Source organism: Kushneria indalinina DSM 14324 (assembly GCF_003385845.1).
Classification (GTDB): domain Bacteria; phylum Pseudomonadota; class Gammaproteobacteria; order Pseudomonadales; family Halomonadaceae; genus Kushneria; species Kushneria indalinina.
Map to the genome: position 1 here is coordinate 39,455 of NZ_QRDJ01000010.1, position 13,974 is coordinate 53,428.

General features: G+C 64.5%; 16 protein-coding genes. 7 read left to right on the forward strand and 9 right to left on the reverse strand.

Annotated elements, in window-relative coordinates; translation table 11 throughout:
- Nucleotides 1-6 precede the first annotated feature (6 nt).
- The 5 genes from aroE to C8D72_RS16090 all read right to left on the reverse strand — a co-directional run bounded on the left by aroE (nucleotide 7) and on the right by C8D72_RS16090 (nucleotide 4,490).
- Entirely contained in the window at nucleotides 7-828 is an 822-nt protein-coding gene (gene aroE / locus C8D72_RS16070) for a shikimate dehydrogenase (RefSeq protein WP_115855479.1), read from the reverse strand.
- A complete protein-coding gene (gene hemF, locus C8D72_RS16075) occupies nucleotides 825-1,751 on the reverse strand; it encodes an oxygen-dependent coproporphyrinogen oxidase (protein WP_115855480.1) in 927 nt (308 codons plus the stop codon). The genes aroE and hemF overlap by 4 nt, the downstream gene beginning before the upstream one ends.
- A gap of 68 nt (nucleotides 1,752-1,819) precedes the next feature.
- Nucleotides 1,820-2,398 (reverse strand): L-threonylcarbamoyladenylate synthase type 1 TsaC, encoded by a 579-nt coding sequence (gene tsaC / locus C8D72_RS16080; RefSeq protein ID WP_115855481.1) that lies wholly within the window; start codon nucleotides 2,396-2,398, stop codon nucleotides 1,820-1,822.
- A 42-nt stretch (nucleotides 2,399-2,440) separates the two neighbouring features.
- Nucleotides 2,441-3,616, reverse strand: a complete 1,176-nt coding sequence (dprA, locus tag C8D72_RS16085; protein ID WP_115855482.1) for a DNA-processing protein DprA — start codon at nucleotides 3,614-3,616, stop codon at nucleotides 2,441-2,443.
- On the reverse strand, nucleotides 3,609-4,490 hold the full coding sequence (locus tag C8D72_RS16090) for a hypothetical protein (RefSeq protein WP_147301558.1): 882 nt from the start codon (nucleotides 4,488-4,490) through the stop codon (nucleotides 3,609-3,611). The genes dprA and C8D72_RS16090 overlap by 8 nt, the downstream gene beginning before the upstream one ends.
- Nucleotides 4,491-4,652: 162 nt before the next feature.
- Here C8D72_RS16090 and def point away from each other — a divergent pair, with 162 nt between their 5' ends.
- From def to trkA, 6 genes are all read left to right on the forward strand, one after another.
- Complete coding sequence (gene def, locus C8D72_RS16095) at nucleotides 4,653-5,159, forward strand: peptide deformylase (protein WP_115855484.1); 507 nt, start codon at nucleotides 4,653-4,655, stop codon at nucleotides 5,157-5,159.
- A gap of 83 nt (nucleotides 5,160-5,242) precedes the next feature.
- Nucleotides 5,243-6,208, forward strand: coding sequence for a methionyl-tRNA formyltransferase (fmt, locus tag C8D72_RS16100; protein ID WP_115855485.1), 966 nt, complete (start codon nucleotides 5,243-5,245; stop codon nucleotides 6,206-6,208).
- On the forward strand, nucleotides 6,205-7,542 hold the full coding sequence (gene rsmB / locus C8D72_RS16105; RefSeq protein WP_115855486.1) for a 16S rRNA (cytosine(967)-C(5))-methyltransferase RsmB: 1,338 nt from the start codon (nucleotides 6,205-6,207) through the stop codon (nucleotides 7,540-7,542). Before fmt ends, rsmB begins: the two co-directional genes overlap by 4 nt.
- 111 nt (nucleotides 7,543-7,653) lie before the next feature.
- Nucleotides 7,654-8,346 (forward strand): nicotinamidase, encoded by a 693-nt coding sequence (locus tag C8D72_RS16110; protein WP_245955308.1) that lies wholly within the window; start codon nucleotides 7,654-7,656, stop codon nucleotides 8,344-8,346.
- A gap of 33 nt (nucleotides 8,347-8,379) precedes the next feature.
- The gene (locus C8D72_RS16115) at nucleotides 8,380-8,586 is read left to right on the forward strand and encodes a dodecin (protein ID WP_115855487.1); all 207 of its coding nucleotides are present in this window, start codon (nucleotides 8,380-8,382) and stop codon (nucleotides 8,584-8,586) included.
- A 135-nt stretch (nucleotides 8,587-8,721) separates the two neighbouring features.
- Complete coding sequence (gene trkA, locus C8D72_RS16120; protein ID WP_115855488.1) at nucleotides 8,722-10,095, forward strand: Trk system potassium transporter TrkA; 1,374 nt, start codon at nucleotides 8,722-8,724, stop codon at nucleotides 10,093-10,095.
- 16 nt (nucleotides 10,096-10,111) lie between these two features.
- On the opposite strand, the gene C8D72_RS16125 is transcribed toward trkA, so the two are convergent.
- Nucleotides 10,112-10,492, reverse strand: a complete 381-nt coding sequence (locus C8D72_RS16125; protein ID WP_115855489.1) for a DUF2784 domain-containing protein — start codon at nucleotides 10,490-10,492, stop codon at nucleotides 10,112-10,114.
- A 163-nt stretch (nucleotides 10,493-10,655) separates the two neighbouring features.
- On the opposite strand from C8D72_RS16125, the gene C8D72_RS16130 reads away from it, so the two are divergent.
- The gene (locus C8D72_RS16130) at nucleotides 10,656-11,870 is read left to right on the forward strand and encodes a TraB/GumN family protein (RefSeq protein WP_115855490.1); all 1,215 of its coding nucleotides are present in this window, start codon (nucleotides 10,656-10,658) and stop codon (nucleotides 11,868-11,870) included.
- A gap of 74 nt (nucleotides 11,871-11,944) precedes the next feature.
- Here the strand turns inward: C8D72_RS16130 and C8D72_RS17555 are convergent, their stop codons facing one another.
- Genes C8D72_RS17555 through C8D72_RS16145 form a run of 3 tightly spaced genes read right to left on the reverse strand, consistent with a single transcriptional unit; the run spans nucleotide 11,945 to nucleotide 13,924 of the window.
- Nucleotides 11,945-12,232, reverse strand: a complete 288-nt coding sequence (locus C8D72_RS17555) for a putative quinol monooxygenase (RefSeq protein ID WP_170140634.1) — start codon at nucleotides 12,230-12,232, stop codon at nucleotides 11,945-11,947.
- A gap of 43 nt (nucleotides 12,233-12,275) precedes the next feature.
- Complete coding sequence (locus C8D72_RS16140) at nucleotides 12,276-12,989, reverse strand: tRNA-uridine aminocarboxypropyltransferase (protein WP_115855492.1); 714 nt, start codon at nucleotides 12,987-12,989, stop codon at nucleotides 12,276-12,278.
- Entirely contained in the window at nucleotides 12,986-13,924 is a 939-nt protein-coding gene (locus C8D72_RS16145) for a bile acid:sodium symporter family protein (RefSeq protein ID WP_115855493.1), read from the reverse strand. Before C8D72_RS16145 ends, C8D72_RS16140 begins: the two co-directional genes overlap by 4 nt.
- Nucleotides 13,925-13,974 lie beyond the last annotated feature (50 nt).

Below are 13,974 nucleotides of genomic sequence, written 5' to 3' on the forward strand. Positions count from 1 at the left end.
GGCCGATCAGCGAAGATCGGCCCGCAGTGCTTCCAGCACCGGCGCGGTATCGGGCCGCGTGCCGCGCCACTGATACCAGGACTCGGCCGCCTGGCCGACCAGCATGCCCAGCCCGTCCACACAGCGCACACCGAATGTTTGCGCCCACTCGAGAAAGACGGTGGGGGCAGCGCCATACATCATGTCGTAGGCCAGCGCGTCCTCGTTGAACAGCGGCTCCGGCAGCGGCGGCAGCGCACCGGCAAGGCTGGCGCTGGTGGCATTGATGACCAGATCGAAGGTGCCGTCGATCTCCTCAAAACCGCAGCCGCGTACCCTGCCTCGAGCATTAAACAGCTCGGTTAATGCCGTGGCCTTTTCCACCGTTCGATTGGCAATGACCAGCTCGGCCGGCCCGGTTTCAAGCAGCGGCTCGATGACCCCGCGCACCGCCCCGCCGGCCCCCAGCACCAGAATGCGCGCGCCCGCAAGCGGTGCCCCGAGCCGCTCAAGATCCAGCAGCAGCCCGGCGCCGTCGGTATTGTCCCCGACGACTGTATTATCCTCGGTCACGATCAGGGTATTGACGGCGCCGGCGAGTCTGGCGCGCTCGCTCAGCCGGTCGGCCAGCGCAGCGGCTTCCTGCTTGAAGGGCACGGTGACGTTGGCGCCCAGACCGCCCTCGGTCAGAAAGGTACGCCAGTGGCCTTCAAGGTCATCGACCGGTGCCAGGCGCGCCTCATAGCGCACGTCCTCTTCCAGTTGCTCGGCGAAGGCGGCATGAATCTGCGGCGACTTCGAATGCGCGATGGGATTGCCGAACACGGCGTAAAGGGGAGCCTCATTCATGCCTGGCCGGCCTCCTCGAGCCATTCACGCGGATGCAGATAGTGTGTATACAGCTCGGCCTCGGGAGAGCCCTCCTCGGGCTGATACTGATAGGCCCAGTGGGCCACCGGGGGCATCGACATCAGAATCGACTCGGTACGCCCGCCGCTTTGCAGCCCGAACAGCGTGCCGCGGTCATAGACCAGATTGAACTCGACATAGCGGCCGCGCCGGTAGTTCTGGAAGTTGCGTTCCCGCTCGCCGTAAGGGGTTTCGCGACGCTTGTCGACGATCGGCACATAGGCAGGCACGAAGGATTCGGCCACCGCCTGCTGAAAGGCAAAGCTCTGCTCAAAGCCCTCTTCGTTAACGTCATCGAAGAACAGACCGCCCACGCCGCGGGTTTCATCGCGGTGCTTGAGATAGAAATACTCGTCGCACCAGCGCTTGTAGCGGGCGTAGACGTCATCGCCGAAGGGGGCGCAGGCGTCATGAACGGTGCGATGCCAGTGCACCACGTCCTCAAACACCGGATAGTAGGGCGTCAGATCAATACCACCGCCGAACCACCAGACCGGATCTTCCCCTTCCTTTTCAGCGATAAAGAAGCGGACATTGCCATGGGTGGTCGGCAGGTGCGGGTTATGCGGATGCAGTACCCAGGAGACGCCGACGGCATGGAAGCTGCGCCCGGCCAGCTCCGGGCGCGCGGCGGAGGCCGACGGCGGCAGGTTCTCACCAAAAACGTGGGAGAAATTGACGCCGCCCTTTTCAAACACGGCGCCATCGGTGATCACCCGCGAGCGACCGCCGCCGCCATCTTCGCGCGTCCAGGCATCTTCCACGAAATCAGCGTGGCCATCGGCGCGGGCCAGCGTCTGACAGAGCCGATCCTGAAAGTCCAGCAGATAGTGTTTCACCCTTTCGAGATAGGCATGTGACACGGTGTCTCTCCAGCAGGGTCATGACGATCGTTTCAAGCCATGACGGACAGTGTATGGCGGGGACAGGGCTAGTCGCGCAGCACATCATCGGTGAGCAGATCGCGGATCTCGCTGGGTCGCGTCCGACCGCCCAGCGGGCCGTCCACGATCAGGACACGGGCCCCGAAGACGCTTTTGATCTCCGAGGCAGAACGACACGACGCCTCGGTGGCCCGGTTGGCCGAGCTCGATACCAGCGGCCCGCCGAAGGCGTCACACAGCGCCCCGACCAGCGGATGATCGCTGACCCGCAGGGCGACACTTGTATGCTCACCGCGCACCAGCGGGTGCGCACGGCCGTTATCCGGCACCAGCCAGCTCACCGGACCGGGCCAGCTGGCCTCGAGGCGCGCCAGATGCGCGTCGTCAAGACCGGCAAGCCAGGGCTCGAACTGCTCGATACGGGAGGCAATCAGGATCAGCCCCTTGGCCGGATCACGTGTCTTGAGAGTAAGCAGACGCTCGAGGGCGGTGGTGTTATCGGGATCACAGCCCAGCCCCCAGACGGCCTCCGTCGGGTACGCGACGACGCCACCGTCATGCAGATGCACGGCGGCGTCCTTCAAAAGCTGAGGTTGAACAGGAGAAGTGTTGACGTGTGAAGACATGCTGCGTGAATACCATTGCCCCAATCAGGTGGGCAGTGTATCTCATGCCAGCCTGCGTACCCAGCCACCGGCCACCTGCGCGGCCCAGCCGTCCAGCTCCAGCATGAGCAGACGCGACTGCAGCGCAGCAATCGAGTCACCGGTGCGCTCGACGAGCTCGTCGACCGGGACGGGGGTGTCCGCCAGCCATTCCCAGAGCGGGTCCTCGGGGCGTTGATCAGACGGCACGGGTGACGCAGCAATGGATGGAACAGCAACGGATGACGAAGGGTCAGGTGTGTCGGACGCCAGAGACGCCCGCACGGGCTCGAGCACCGCACGCCCCCACTGTCGCTCGGGCAGCTCCTGCACGATCTCCTCCAGACAGGTGACCAGCCGGGCACCTTCGCGAATCAGCCACAGACAGCCGCGCGCCTGCGGGTTGTGAAGCGACCCGGGCAGCGCGAAAACCTCCCGATTCTGCTCCATGGCAAGCCTGGCGCTGACCAGTGAGCCGCTCGCCATGGCCGCCTCGACCACCAGCACGCCCAGCGACAGACCGGTAATGATGCGATTGCGCCGCGGAAAGTGCTGCGGGTGGGCCCTTGTTCCGGGCGGATGTTCGGACAGCAGCAGCCCGCCACCCGCCAGCAGCTGCTGACGCAGGCGAGCATGCGTGCGTGGGTAGAGCACATCGACGCCACAGCCCAATACGGCGATAGTCGCGCCGCGGGCTTCCAGCGCCCCGTGATGGGCGCAGCCATCCACGCCCAGCGCCAGGCCGCTGACGACGCAGTAGCCGGCACCGGCCATGTCACGCGCCAGTCGCCAGGCGTTATCCTGCCCCTCACGGGTGGGCCGGCGCGTGCCCACGACCGCCAGCGCCGGAGGTGACAACGCCTTGAGCGCACCCCAGGCCCACAGTACCGGCGGCGGATCCGGCAGCTCATCGAGCATGGCAGGCCAGGCCGGATGATCCGGCGTCAGCAGGTGATGCTGCGCGTCGTGCTCAAGCCACGCCATGGCTGTCTTGACCCGGTCGTGCAACGCGCCCTGTTCGGGCATTTGAAGATAGTAACGCAGCATCTGTGCGGCCTCTTCGGGCAGCCGGGCAAGCCAACCCTCGGGCCAGACGGGGGCGGCCTGTCTGAGCACCATGAGACGGCGCGCCCCCACCCGTGGCAGCATCGACAGCGCCAGCCACTCACGAGGCGTGTCGGGTTGCGTGGTCTCAGTCATCACCGGTTGCCTCCACGCGGTTTCCCGTGGCCATGGGCAGCCCGGCGCGCGTTACCAGCGCCAGGCTTGCCTGCTCGAACGTGCGAACGACCAGCAGCTCTCCGAGCACGCCACCGTCAAGCGCCAGCGATTCATGGGTCACCGGGTCGGTCACGCTTTCGGCCTCGCCCTGTACGCGAAGGCGCATGCCGGGTGTGACCCGTTGGCGCCCCAGATCGATCACCACGATATCGCGCAGTCCCACCATCTGCCCGGCGCCGGGGCGGTCAATAATCCGGCCCAGCGTGCCTTCTGGCGCAGCTTTCGGTATCAGTTGCGCCGGGGGCACCCAGCCATCGAGCGCCATGAGATGCGCCCCGGCACTCACCTCCCGCGGACTTTTTTCAACGGTGAGCGTCGACAGCGGCGACCCCAGGCGCTCAAGACGCACCACCCCCTGACGGATCATGACCTGTCCCAGCGCCCGGCCCTGGTCATCTTCAAGCATTGCCCCCGGGGTATAGAGGCCAAACCGCTGCCCTGGACGCCCCTGAACGTGGCGCGCCAGCACCTGATCGCCAGCGCCGCTGAGCAGGCGCCCCTCGCTGCCGCTGACCACATAGGCGCTCGGCGCCTCCGTGCCGGCCTCGATGATGCGATAGTTCATCAGTGCCTGCGCACGAGCCGAAATGTCCACGGGCGATTGCTGCTGCTCCAGCGGGAGAAAGCGCAGTCTGGGCGACAGGGTCACGACGCTGTCCTGCGCGCCTGTGGGCTCTGCCTTCACTGCACCTGCCCAGGGCGCAACGGCGGTCACCATGATCGCCACCAGCGCCATATACCTTGTGGCCTGGCTGGCGCGGGTACCCCTGGCGTCCATCTTTTGCCTTCTCATGTCATCTTCGCTCTGCTGTCGGTTCCGTTGCCAACGCCTGCGCACTACAATGGGCGCCATACGGAGTGAATCCATTCATGCATTTACGGCCGTCACCCCGGCTTTCTTGACCCGTAGTAATCCTCGGGACGCACGAGTGACGACCCCACGACAGATACGAACATGGCTCTACTGACGATTCTTGAATATCCCGATGAACGCCTGCGAACCCGTGCCGAGCCCGTGACCGAGGTCGATGACGAGGTGCGTCGCCTGATTGATGACATGTTTGAAACCATGTATGACGCCCCGGGCATCGGCCTTGCCGCCACACAGGTCGACGTGCATCGCCGCGTGATCGTGATGGATGTCAGCGAAGAGAAAAACCAGCCGCTGGCGCTGGTCAATCCGGAAGTGACCCTGCTGGGCGAGGAACGCGAACCGCTGCAGGAAGGCTGTCTGTCGATTCCGGAATACTACGCCGAAGTGCCCCGCGCCCTGCGGGTGCATCTCAAGGCGCAGGACCGCAACGGCAAGTCCTATGAGCTGGAGGCCGATGGCCTGCTGGCCCACTGCATACAGCATGAAGCAGACCATCTGGAAGGCGTGCTGTTTGTCGACTATCTCTCCCCGCTCAAGCGCGACCGGGTCAAAAAGAAGATGCTCAAGCGCCAGAAAACGACCTCCTGAGCCCCTTTGCCGCTCGTCACTGACGGCCCGTTCCCTTTATCAGCGCCCCCTGCAGGGGCGCTGACGTCTTTCAGGACCACGCCATGCCCAGCCCCCTTCGCATTGCCTTTGCCGGCACGCCGGAGTTTGCCGCCGAACATCTTCGTGCCCTGCTCGAAAGCCATCACGAGATCTGCTGTGTCTACACCCAGCCCGACCGCCCGGCCGGGCGCGGCCGTCGCCTGACGCCCTCCCCGGTCAAGGCACTGGCGCTGGAACACGGCCTGGCCGTGCATCAGCCCGAAAAATTGAAAACGCCGGATACCCACGCGCCGTTGATCGAGGCCGACATCGACGTACTGGTCGTGGTCGCCTATGGCCTGATTCTGCCGCGCGCCGTGCTGGATATCCCGCGACGCGGCGCCATCAACGTTCACGCCTCCCTGCTGCCGCGCTGGCGCGGGGCGGCGCCTATCCAGCGCGCCATCGAAGCCGGCGATCGCGACAGCGGCGTGACCCTCATGGCCATGGATGAGGGTCTTGATACCGGCGACATGCTGCTGACGGTCCACACGCCCATCGATGACACTACCACGGCTGCCACGCTGCATGACCGCCTCGCCGGCATCGGCGCCACGGCCCTGATCGAGGCGCTTGATCGCATGAGCGACGATCAGCTGCCGGCCACGCCCCAGCCCGAAGACGGCGTGACGTATGCCGCCAAGCTGAGCAAGGCCGAGGCCCGGCTCGACTTCAGCCAGAGCGCCACCGCCCTTTCGCAGCGCGTTCGGGCGTTCAACCCCTTCCCGGTCGCCTGGACCACCCTCCATGGCGAGACGCTGCGACTCTGGCATGCCCAGGCGCGTGACGCGCGGGAGGGCGAATCCGATGCCATGGCCGGTCAGCTGCTGGACGCCGAGGCAGATGCCCTGTGTGTGGCCTGCGGCGAGGGGGTGTTGCGCATCACCCACGCCCAATTGCCGGGCGGCAAGATGCTGCCGGCCCATGAACTGCTCAATAGCCGGCGCGACCAGTTTGCCGCCGGTACACTGCTGGGAACCGATCAATGAGTCGTCAACGTACTCAAAAGCCAAAACATCCCATGGGCGTGCGGGCCCATGCCGCGCAGAACCTGGCCCCCGTCCTGAGCCAGCAGGGGTCGCTGTCCGGCGAGATCCCCGAGGGTATTGCCGCACGGGATCAGGGTCTCTACCGGGCGCTGTGCTTTGGTGTGTGTCGCGCCCTGCCCCAGCTTGAAGCCGTCGCGGCGACGCTTTTGAAATCGCCCTTCAAGCAGCGCGATCAGGACATTCATGCCCTGCTGCTGGTCGGGCTGTATCAGCTCTTTCACATGCGCATCCCCACTCACGCTGCCGTGGGCGAAACCGCCGGCGGTGCGCGCGAGCTCAACAAGGAGTGGGCCACCCGGGTCATCAACGGCTGCCTGCGCCGCGCCGATCGCGAACGTGACACGCTGCTGGCAGAGGTCGAAAAAACGCCTGCTGCCGCCCACTGGCATCCGCAGTGGCTGCTGACCCGGCTGGAGAAAGCCTGGCCCGATCAGTGGCGCGAGATTACGGCCGCCAATAACGTGGCCGGCCCCATGACGCTGCGCGTCAATCGAGCCCATCAGGCGCGTGCAGACTGGCTTGAGCGACTGGAAGGGGCCGGTCTGGCCGCACGCGCGTGTGCGTTCAGTGATGACGGTCTGACGCTTGAGACGCCCTGTGATGTCGAACAGCTGCCGGGGTTTCAGGACGGTGATGTCAGCGTTCAGGACGAGGCGGCCCAGCTGGCCGCTGCGCTGCTGCTGAAGGATCTTGACGGGCGTGCAACACCACTGCGCCTGCTTGATGCCTGCAGCGCGCCGGGCGGCAAGAGCGCCCACCTGCTGGAGTGCGCCCCTGAAAGCGCTCTGACCGCGCTGGACAGCAATGCTCACCGCCTTGAGCGCGTGCGCGAGACGCTGGCTCGCCTGAAGCTTTCGGCCACTCTTGAAGCCGCGGATGCCACCACGGATGACTGGTGGGACGGAACACCCTTTGATGGCATTTTGCTGGACGCCCCCTGTTCCGGCACCGGCGTCATTCGCCGTCATCCCGACATCAAGGCGCTGCGCCGGGACGAGGACATTGCCGAACTGGCCGCGCTGCAGGCGCGCCTGCTGGAGGCCCAGTGGCAGCGTCTGGCGCCCGGCGGGCGGCTGCTTTATGCCACCTGCTCGGTGCTGCCGGAGGAAAACGCCGAGCAGATTGCCGCGTTTCTGGCCCGCACGCCGGATGCACGCGCACTGCCGATCACGGCCGACTGGGGTCAGAGCGCCGGCGAGGGCCGTCAGCTAATGCCGACCCCCGACGGTCATGACGGCTTTTTCTACGCACTGCTGGAGAAGGCCGCCGACTGACGAGCGGTACAGACAAAAACCAACAACAAGCTTTCACTCACCGGCGCTTGTCAGATGAACAGGCGCCTTCGATACTAGAAGCCATCCTGACTGCCGGACACATGACACCCCATGGCCTACTCACATCGTGATACCGACATGCCCGAGGCAAGACCGCCACGGGATCAGTGCGCGCTGATCGTGGTGGACATGCAGGTCGATTTCATGCCCGGCGGCGCCCTGCCCTGTACCCGTGGCAACGAGATCGTGACCGGCATACAAAACGCCATGAGCAGCGGCGAGTACGGCCATATCGTGGCCACCCAGGACTGGCATCCGGCCGGCCATATCTCCTTTGCCAGCAGCCACGGCCACCATCAGCCCTTTGACACGATCGAGCTTTATGGCGAAGAGCAGACGCTCTGGCCGGATCACTGCGTACGCGCCAGCCGCGGTGCCGTACTGGATACGCGGCTGGACTGGTCACTGGCGGATGTCATCATTCGCAAGGGCAGCGACCCGCGCGTGGACAGCTACAGCGCCTTTCGGGACAATCTGGGGCCAAAGGGCACCCGTCCGTCCACCGGCCTTGCCGGCTGGCTGCATGAAAGAGGCGTGACCGAGGTGGCCGTCTGCGGACTGGCGCGTGAGGTCTGTGTGCTCTGGACCGCCGAGGATGCCCAGAGCGCAGGATTCAACACCCGATTTCTCTGGCCGCTGACGCGCCCGGTGTCCTTTGACTCCGACACCGCGACGTATCAAAGGCTGGAACACTGTGGTATCGCGATCGTCGATACCGACTCCATGGACCCCCCTGACGCCTGAAGTGCACAGGGGCCACGTTAAAGGAAAGACACCATGAGCGATCATGTCTACAAGTCCGTCGAACTGACCGGCTCTTCCGAGACCAGCATCGAGGAAGCCGTGCAAAATGCCCTGACCAAGGCCAGCCAGTCCATCGAGAACATGCAGTGGTTCCAGGTCACCGAGACCCGCGGCAACATCGAAAACGGCACCGTGGCCCACTGGCAGGTCAGCATCAAGGTCGGCTTCACCCTCGAGTGATGCCCGCGCGGCAGCCAGCTTCTGGCTGCCGCTTTTACGTTCCCGCCAACCCCTTCCCCGCTCTTCCCCTGGTCGCCGTTTGGTGCCAACATTCCCCGCCATTGATCTTGCCTCATCACCTTTCGGACCCTCGTCATGAAAATCATCATTCTGGGCGCCGGCCAGGTAGGCGGTACGCTGGCCGAGCATCTGGCGCATGAAGACAACGACATCACCGTGGTGGATGTCGACAGCGTTCGCCTGCGTGATCTGAGCACGCGTCTGGATCTAAGGACCGTGCAGGGCGTGTGCTCCTACCCGATCACCCTGAAAGAGGCCGGGGCCGAGGACGCCGACATGCTGATTGCGGTGACCAACTCCGATGAAGTCAACATGATGGCCTGTCAGGTGGCCCATACGCTTTTTAGCACGCCGACCAAGATTGCCCGGGTGCGCGCGACCCAGTATCTGACCAGCAAGGGGCTGTTTTCTCAGGACGCCATTCCGATCGATGTACTGATCAGCCCCGAGCAGGTGGTGACCAACCACATCCGTCGTCTGATCGAATATCCCGGTGCCCTGCAAGTGCTGGATTTCGCCAACGGTCTGGCGCAGCTGGTGGCGGTCAAGGCCTACTATGGTGGCCCGCTGGTGGGGCAGGAGCTGGCGTTTCTGCGCCGCCACATGCCCAACGTCGATACCCGAGTAGCGGCCATCTATCGGCGCAACCGGCCGATCATGCCGCGCGGCAATACCGTGATCGAGGCTGATGACGAGGTGTTTTTCATCGCCGCGCGCAAGGACATTCGCACCGTCATGGGCGAGCTCCGGCGCGTCGACCGCGGCTTTCGTCGGGTCATGATCGGCGGTGGCGGCAACATCGGTGAGCGACTGGCCGAAACGCTCGAGCAGGACTATCAGGTCAAGATTCTCGAGCAGAATCTGGAGCGCTGCACCCAGCTCTCGGAGAATTTAAAGCGCACTGTGGTGCTGCACGGTAGCGCCACCAGCAAACGGCTGCTGCTCGAAGAAAACATCGAGGAGTGCGACATCTTCTGCGCGCTGACCAACGATGACGAGGTCAACGTCATGTCCTCGATGCTGGCCAAGCGTCTGGGCGCCAAAAAGGTGCTGACCCTGATCAACAATCCAGCCTATGTGGACCTGGTGCAGGGCGGCGAGATCGATATCGCCATCTCGCCGCAGCAGGCGACCATCGGCGGGCTATTGACCCACGTGCGCCGCGGCGACATCGTCAACGTCCACTCCCTGCGCCGCGGGGCGGCCGAGGCGATCGAGGCGATTGCCCACGGCGATTCGCGCTCATCGCGCGTGGTCGGGCGCACCATTGGCGAGGTCAAGCTGCCCGAAGGCGTCAGCATCGGCGCCATCGTACGCGGGCGGGACGTCATGATTGCCCATCGCGACATCACCATTCAGACCGATGACCACGTCATCCTCTTTGTGGTCGACAAGCGCCGGCTCAAGGAGGTCGAGCGCCTCTTCCAGGTGGGGCTGAGCTTTTTCTAGCCGACATCTGCCGGGGCTATCGCCAGGCCTTTCGCCGCTGCCACCATCGGCGGGCCAGCCACACATAGGGCGGCAGGTTGATCAAAAGCGCCCCCAGGCCCAGCCACAGCTGGATTGTTGGCGTCAGGCCGGCCGGGTAGATCACCCCCAATAGATAGTGCTCGATGAAGCCGCCTTCAAACCCCGCCTGGCCGGCGTACCGACGCAGCAGGTTCTCCAGCGGGGTCAGCGGACAGCGCCAGCCGTTGAGCTCCAGCGCCACGGCCCAGGCCAGCGCCGGTAGATGCAGCCAGGCAAGTTTCGGGCGCCACAGCACCATCAGCGACCCGAGTATCACCCAGAGGATAAAGGCCAGATGCAGGATCAACACCCCATCGGCCGCCAGTCGATACGCCATGGCCCGGCTCCCGTCGTGAAATCGTCATCCATTTGGCAGGGCCTGACGGCCCCGGCCATTCAGTGTCGCTTTTTGTTCCTTGCATGCGCTTCGGCGATAATGCAGCCTCCCGCATCGGCACCGCCAGGTGTCGCCCCTTATTGATGCCAGCCTGTGAGCCACCATGCCCAACCAAGGACAGGGTCCGCGCGACACCCTCGATCTCGGTGATCATCACCTGACCCTCGTGGGCACCGCCCACGTCTCCCGTGACAGTGCCGACGAGGTACGCGAGCTGATTCAATCCGGCGAGTTCGACGCTGTGGCCATCGAGCTGTGCGCGTCGCGTCATCAGAGCCTGGTCGACCCCGATGCCATCGCCCGACTTGATCTCTTTCAGGTGCTGCGCCAGGGCAAGGCCGGCATGGTCGCGGCCAGCCTCGCCCTGAGTGCCTTCCAGCAGCGCGTGGCCGAACAGTCCGGAATCGAACCGGGGGCCGACATGAAGGCCGCCGTCGAGGAAGCACAACACGCTGATCTGCCGCTTTATCTGATCGACCGAGAGATCGGCGTGACCCTCAAGCGCGTCTATCGCAATGTGCCGTGGTATCGGCGCATGACGCTTATTTCAGGCATTGTCGGCAGTGTGCTGTCACGGCAGAAGGTCTCCAGCGAGGAGATCGAACGGCTCAAGGAAGGTGACGTGCTGGAGTCCACCTTCACCGAATTCGCGCAGCAGTCCAGACACCTTTATACGCCGCTGATCGAGGAGCGCGACCGGTACATGGCGCTGAAGCTCCTCGAGACGCTCCCCGACGGCGACACCCGACGCGTGCTGGTGGTGATCGGTGCCGGCCATCTCAAGGGCATGAGCACGCACCTGCGCCAGCTGAACACCGAGACACCGACGCCGAGTGCCGTCACTGACGAGCGTCAGACCCTGGATACCCTCGCGCCCTCGGGCCGGCTTTTGAAGCTGCTGCCGTGGCTGGTCGTGGCGCTGGTGGTGGCAGGCTTTGCCATGGGCTTCAGCCGCGACACGGGGCTTGGCTGGTCGCTGGTCGGCGAATGGGTACTGATCAACTCGACGCTTTCCGCGCTGGGGGCACTGATTGCGCTGGGCCATCCCCTGACCATTCTGGCAGCGTTTGTGGCCGCGCCGCTGACCTCGCTCAATCCGACCATCGGCGTGGGTTTTGTCACGGCTGGTGTCGAGCTCTACATGCGAAAGCCCACGGTGGGCGATTTCTCCACCCTGCGCCACGACGTGAGCCACTGGCGCGGCTGGTGGCGCAATCGAGTGGCCCGCACGCTGCTCGTCTTTCTGCTGTCCACGGCAGGCTCTGCCGCGGCTACCTGGATTGCCGGGCTGCGCATTGCCGGCCAGCTCTTTGGCTGATTCAGGACGACATGATAAAAAAAGCGCCGTGACGGTGTCACGGCGCTCGACGGCCTGATCAAACGTTTCAGATCTCAGGTCAGCACATCGTACTCGCGCACTTCCATCTGCTCGATGGCGTTTTCAAGCGTCTGCGCCATGTGCTTGTAGTGCTCGGTGGCAATATGGGCATCAAGCGCGGCGCGATCACGCCACTGTTCGACCATGATAAAGCGCGACGGCTGCTGGCTGTCGCGCGTCAGGGTATAGAGCAGGCAGCCGTCGTCGGCTCTGGACGGCTCGACAATTTTGGTCAGCTCGGTCTCGACGAGGGCTTCCTCACCCGATTTGGCATCAATGGTGGCCAGAATTCCCAGTGTCATATCGCCTCTCCTGTCATGAACATGCGCTCCAAGGATAGTCGGCTCAGCTCGCGTGTGCGCGCCGCTTTTCCAGCAGCCGCTGTGCAGCACCGGACTCATGAGGGGTACCCGCATCACGCCGGGCCGCGGCGTACTGCTCGTTGAACACCGTAAAGTAGTCATCCAGCACCTGCGCGCCCTCCTCGTCGCCGGCCTGATGCAGCAGTTCAGCGGCCACCTCGGCCGTGCACAGATGCTCGGGGCTGGCCGCCTTTCTTAACCGGTAGCGGGTCAGGCGCTCGGTGCGCAGGGCCACGATCGGCAGCTCGGCGAGATAGTCGCTGCGTCGAAACATGCGACGCGCCTGACGCCAAGTACCATCGAGCAGAATAAAGACCGGAATGCGCGAGGTGTCGCAGGCTCGCGTCACGTCGACCACCCGGTGGCGGTAGTCCTCCTGATCATCGGGAAAGACCAGACAGGGGGCAAAGCGCGGGTCCGCCAGCGCTGCCAGAAGCGTCGGGTCCGGCTCGGTGCGCGACCATTCGAACACCCGGGTATCCATGATGCAGTCACCGATCAACCGACCGGTGTTGGTCGGCTTGTAGTGCTCGATACGATGGGTGATCAGCCAGAACTGCGCCCGCGTTGCCACCTGCAGACGATAGGCACAGATGCAGTGCAGCCCCGGCATGCGGCACTGCTCGCAGCGTTTGACCAAGCTGCCGCGCGCATTGAACGGTTTGCGCGGCGCCTGCGGGTCATGGCCCTGACTCATGAGGCGTTCTGCGCCTCATCCGTGGCAGCCGTTGGACGTCTTTTCCAGTAGCCGGCCAGAATCGAGCCGGAGATGTTGTGCCATACCGAAAAGAGCGCCCCGGGCAGCGCCGCGGCGGCCGGGAAGAAGTTGGTCGCCAGCGACACGGCAAGCCCCGAGTTCTGCATGCCGACCTCGATGGCCACGGCCCGACAGTCGCGCGCGTTCAACCCCGCCAGACGCGACAGCCAGAACCCGCCGATCAGCCCACAGGCGTTATGCAACACAACGGCCAGTGCAATCACCGGACCCAGGCTTGCCAGGCGCCCGGCGTTAAGCGCCACCACGATGGCGATGATCATCACGATGGCCGCCATGGCCACGGTCGCCAGCGCCGGCTCGATACGCCGGATCGTGCCGGCCAAGAAATGGTTGACCAGACTGCCCAGCGCGATCGGCGCGATCACAAGCTTTGCGATGCTCCAGAGCATGCCGCCCACCGGGACATCAATGCTGGCGCCCATCCAGATCCAGACCAGCAGCGGCGTCATGACAATCGACAACAGTGTGGAGATCAGCGTCATGCTGATTGAAAGTGCCACGTTGCCCCCGGCAAGCCAGGTCATGACGTTGGAGGCCGTGCCGCCCGAGGTGGCGCCAACCAGCATCATGCCCACGGCAAGCTCCGGCGAAAGCCCCAGTAGACGCGAGATGCCAAAGGCGGCTGCCGGCATCAGAAGGTATTGCAGGGCAATCCCGATCATCACGGCGCGCGGGGCGCGTGCCACGCGGGCGAAGTCATGGCGCGACAGCGTCAGCCCCATGGTGAACATGATCAGCGCCAGTAGCGGCGGCACCCAGTCCTTCAACGAGACCAGGGAATCGGGGAACAGGGCGGCCAGCAGGGCCGCGCCCAGCGCCCACAGCGGGAAGAATCGATTGATCTGCTCAAACATGGAAGTATCTATTTAATGGCGATGACAGGATGCGCCTGCCCGGTGACGGG

Coding starts and splice junctions, on each gene's coding strand:
- aroE (WP_115855479.1), bottom strand. CDS start 828: ATGAATGAGGCTCCCCTTTACGCCGTGTTCGGCAATCCCATCGCGCAT.
- tsaC (WP_115855481.1), bottom strand. CDS start 2,398: ATGTCTTCACACGTCAACACTTCTCCTGTTCAACCTCAGCTTTTGAAG.
- dprA (WP_115855482.1), bottom strand. CDS start 3,616: ATGACTGAGACCACGCAACCCGACACGCCTCGTGAGTGGCTGGCGCTG.
- C8D72_RS16090 (WP_147301558.1), bottom strand. CDS start 4,490: ATGAGAAGGCAAAAGATGGACGCCAGGGGTACCCGCGCCAGCCAGGCC.
- def (WP_115855484.1), top strand. CDS start 4,653: ATGGCTCTACTGACGATTCTTGAATATCCCGATGAACGCCTGCGAACC.
- fmt (WP_115855485.1), top strand. CDS start 5,243: ATGCCCAGCCCCCTTCGCATTGCCTTTGCCGGCACGCCGGAGTTTGCC.
- rsmB (WP_115855486.1), top strand. CDS start 6,205: ATGAGTCGTCAACGTACTCAAAAGCCAAAACATCCCATGGGCGTGCGG.
- C8D72_RS16110 (WP_245955308.1), top strand. CDS start 7,654: ATGGCCTACTCACATCGTGATACCGACATGCCCGAGGCAAGACCGCCA.
- C8D72_RS16115 (WP_115855487.1), top strand. CDS start 8,380: ATGAGCGATCATGTCTACAAGTCCGTCGAACTGACCGGCTCTTCCGAG.
- trkA (WP_115855488.1), top strand. CDS start 8,722: ATGAAAATCATCATTCTGGGCGCCGGCCAGGTAGGCGGTACGCTGGCC.
- C8D72_RS16125 (WP_115855489.1), bottom strand. CDS start 10,492: ATGGCGTATCGACTGGCGGCCGATGGGGTGTTGATCCTGCATCTGGCC.
- C8D72_RS16130 (WP_115855490.1), top strand. CDS start 10,656: ATGCCCAACCAAGGACAGGGTCCGCGCGACACCCTCGATCTCGGTGAT.
- C8D72_RS17555 (WP_170140634.1), bottom strand. CDS start 12,232: ATGACACTGGGAATTCTGGCCACCATTGATGCCAAATCGGGTGAGGAA.
- C8D72_RS16140 (WP_115855492.1), bottom strand. CDS start 12,989: ATGAGTCAGGGCCATGACCCGCAGGCGCCGCGCAAACCGTTCAATGCG.
- C8D72_RS16145 (WP_115855493.1), bottom strand. CDS start 13,924: ATGTTTGAGCAGATCAATCGATTCTTCCCGCTGTGGGCGCTGGGCGCG.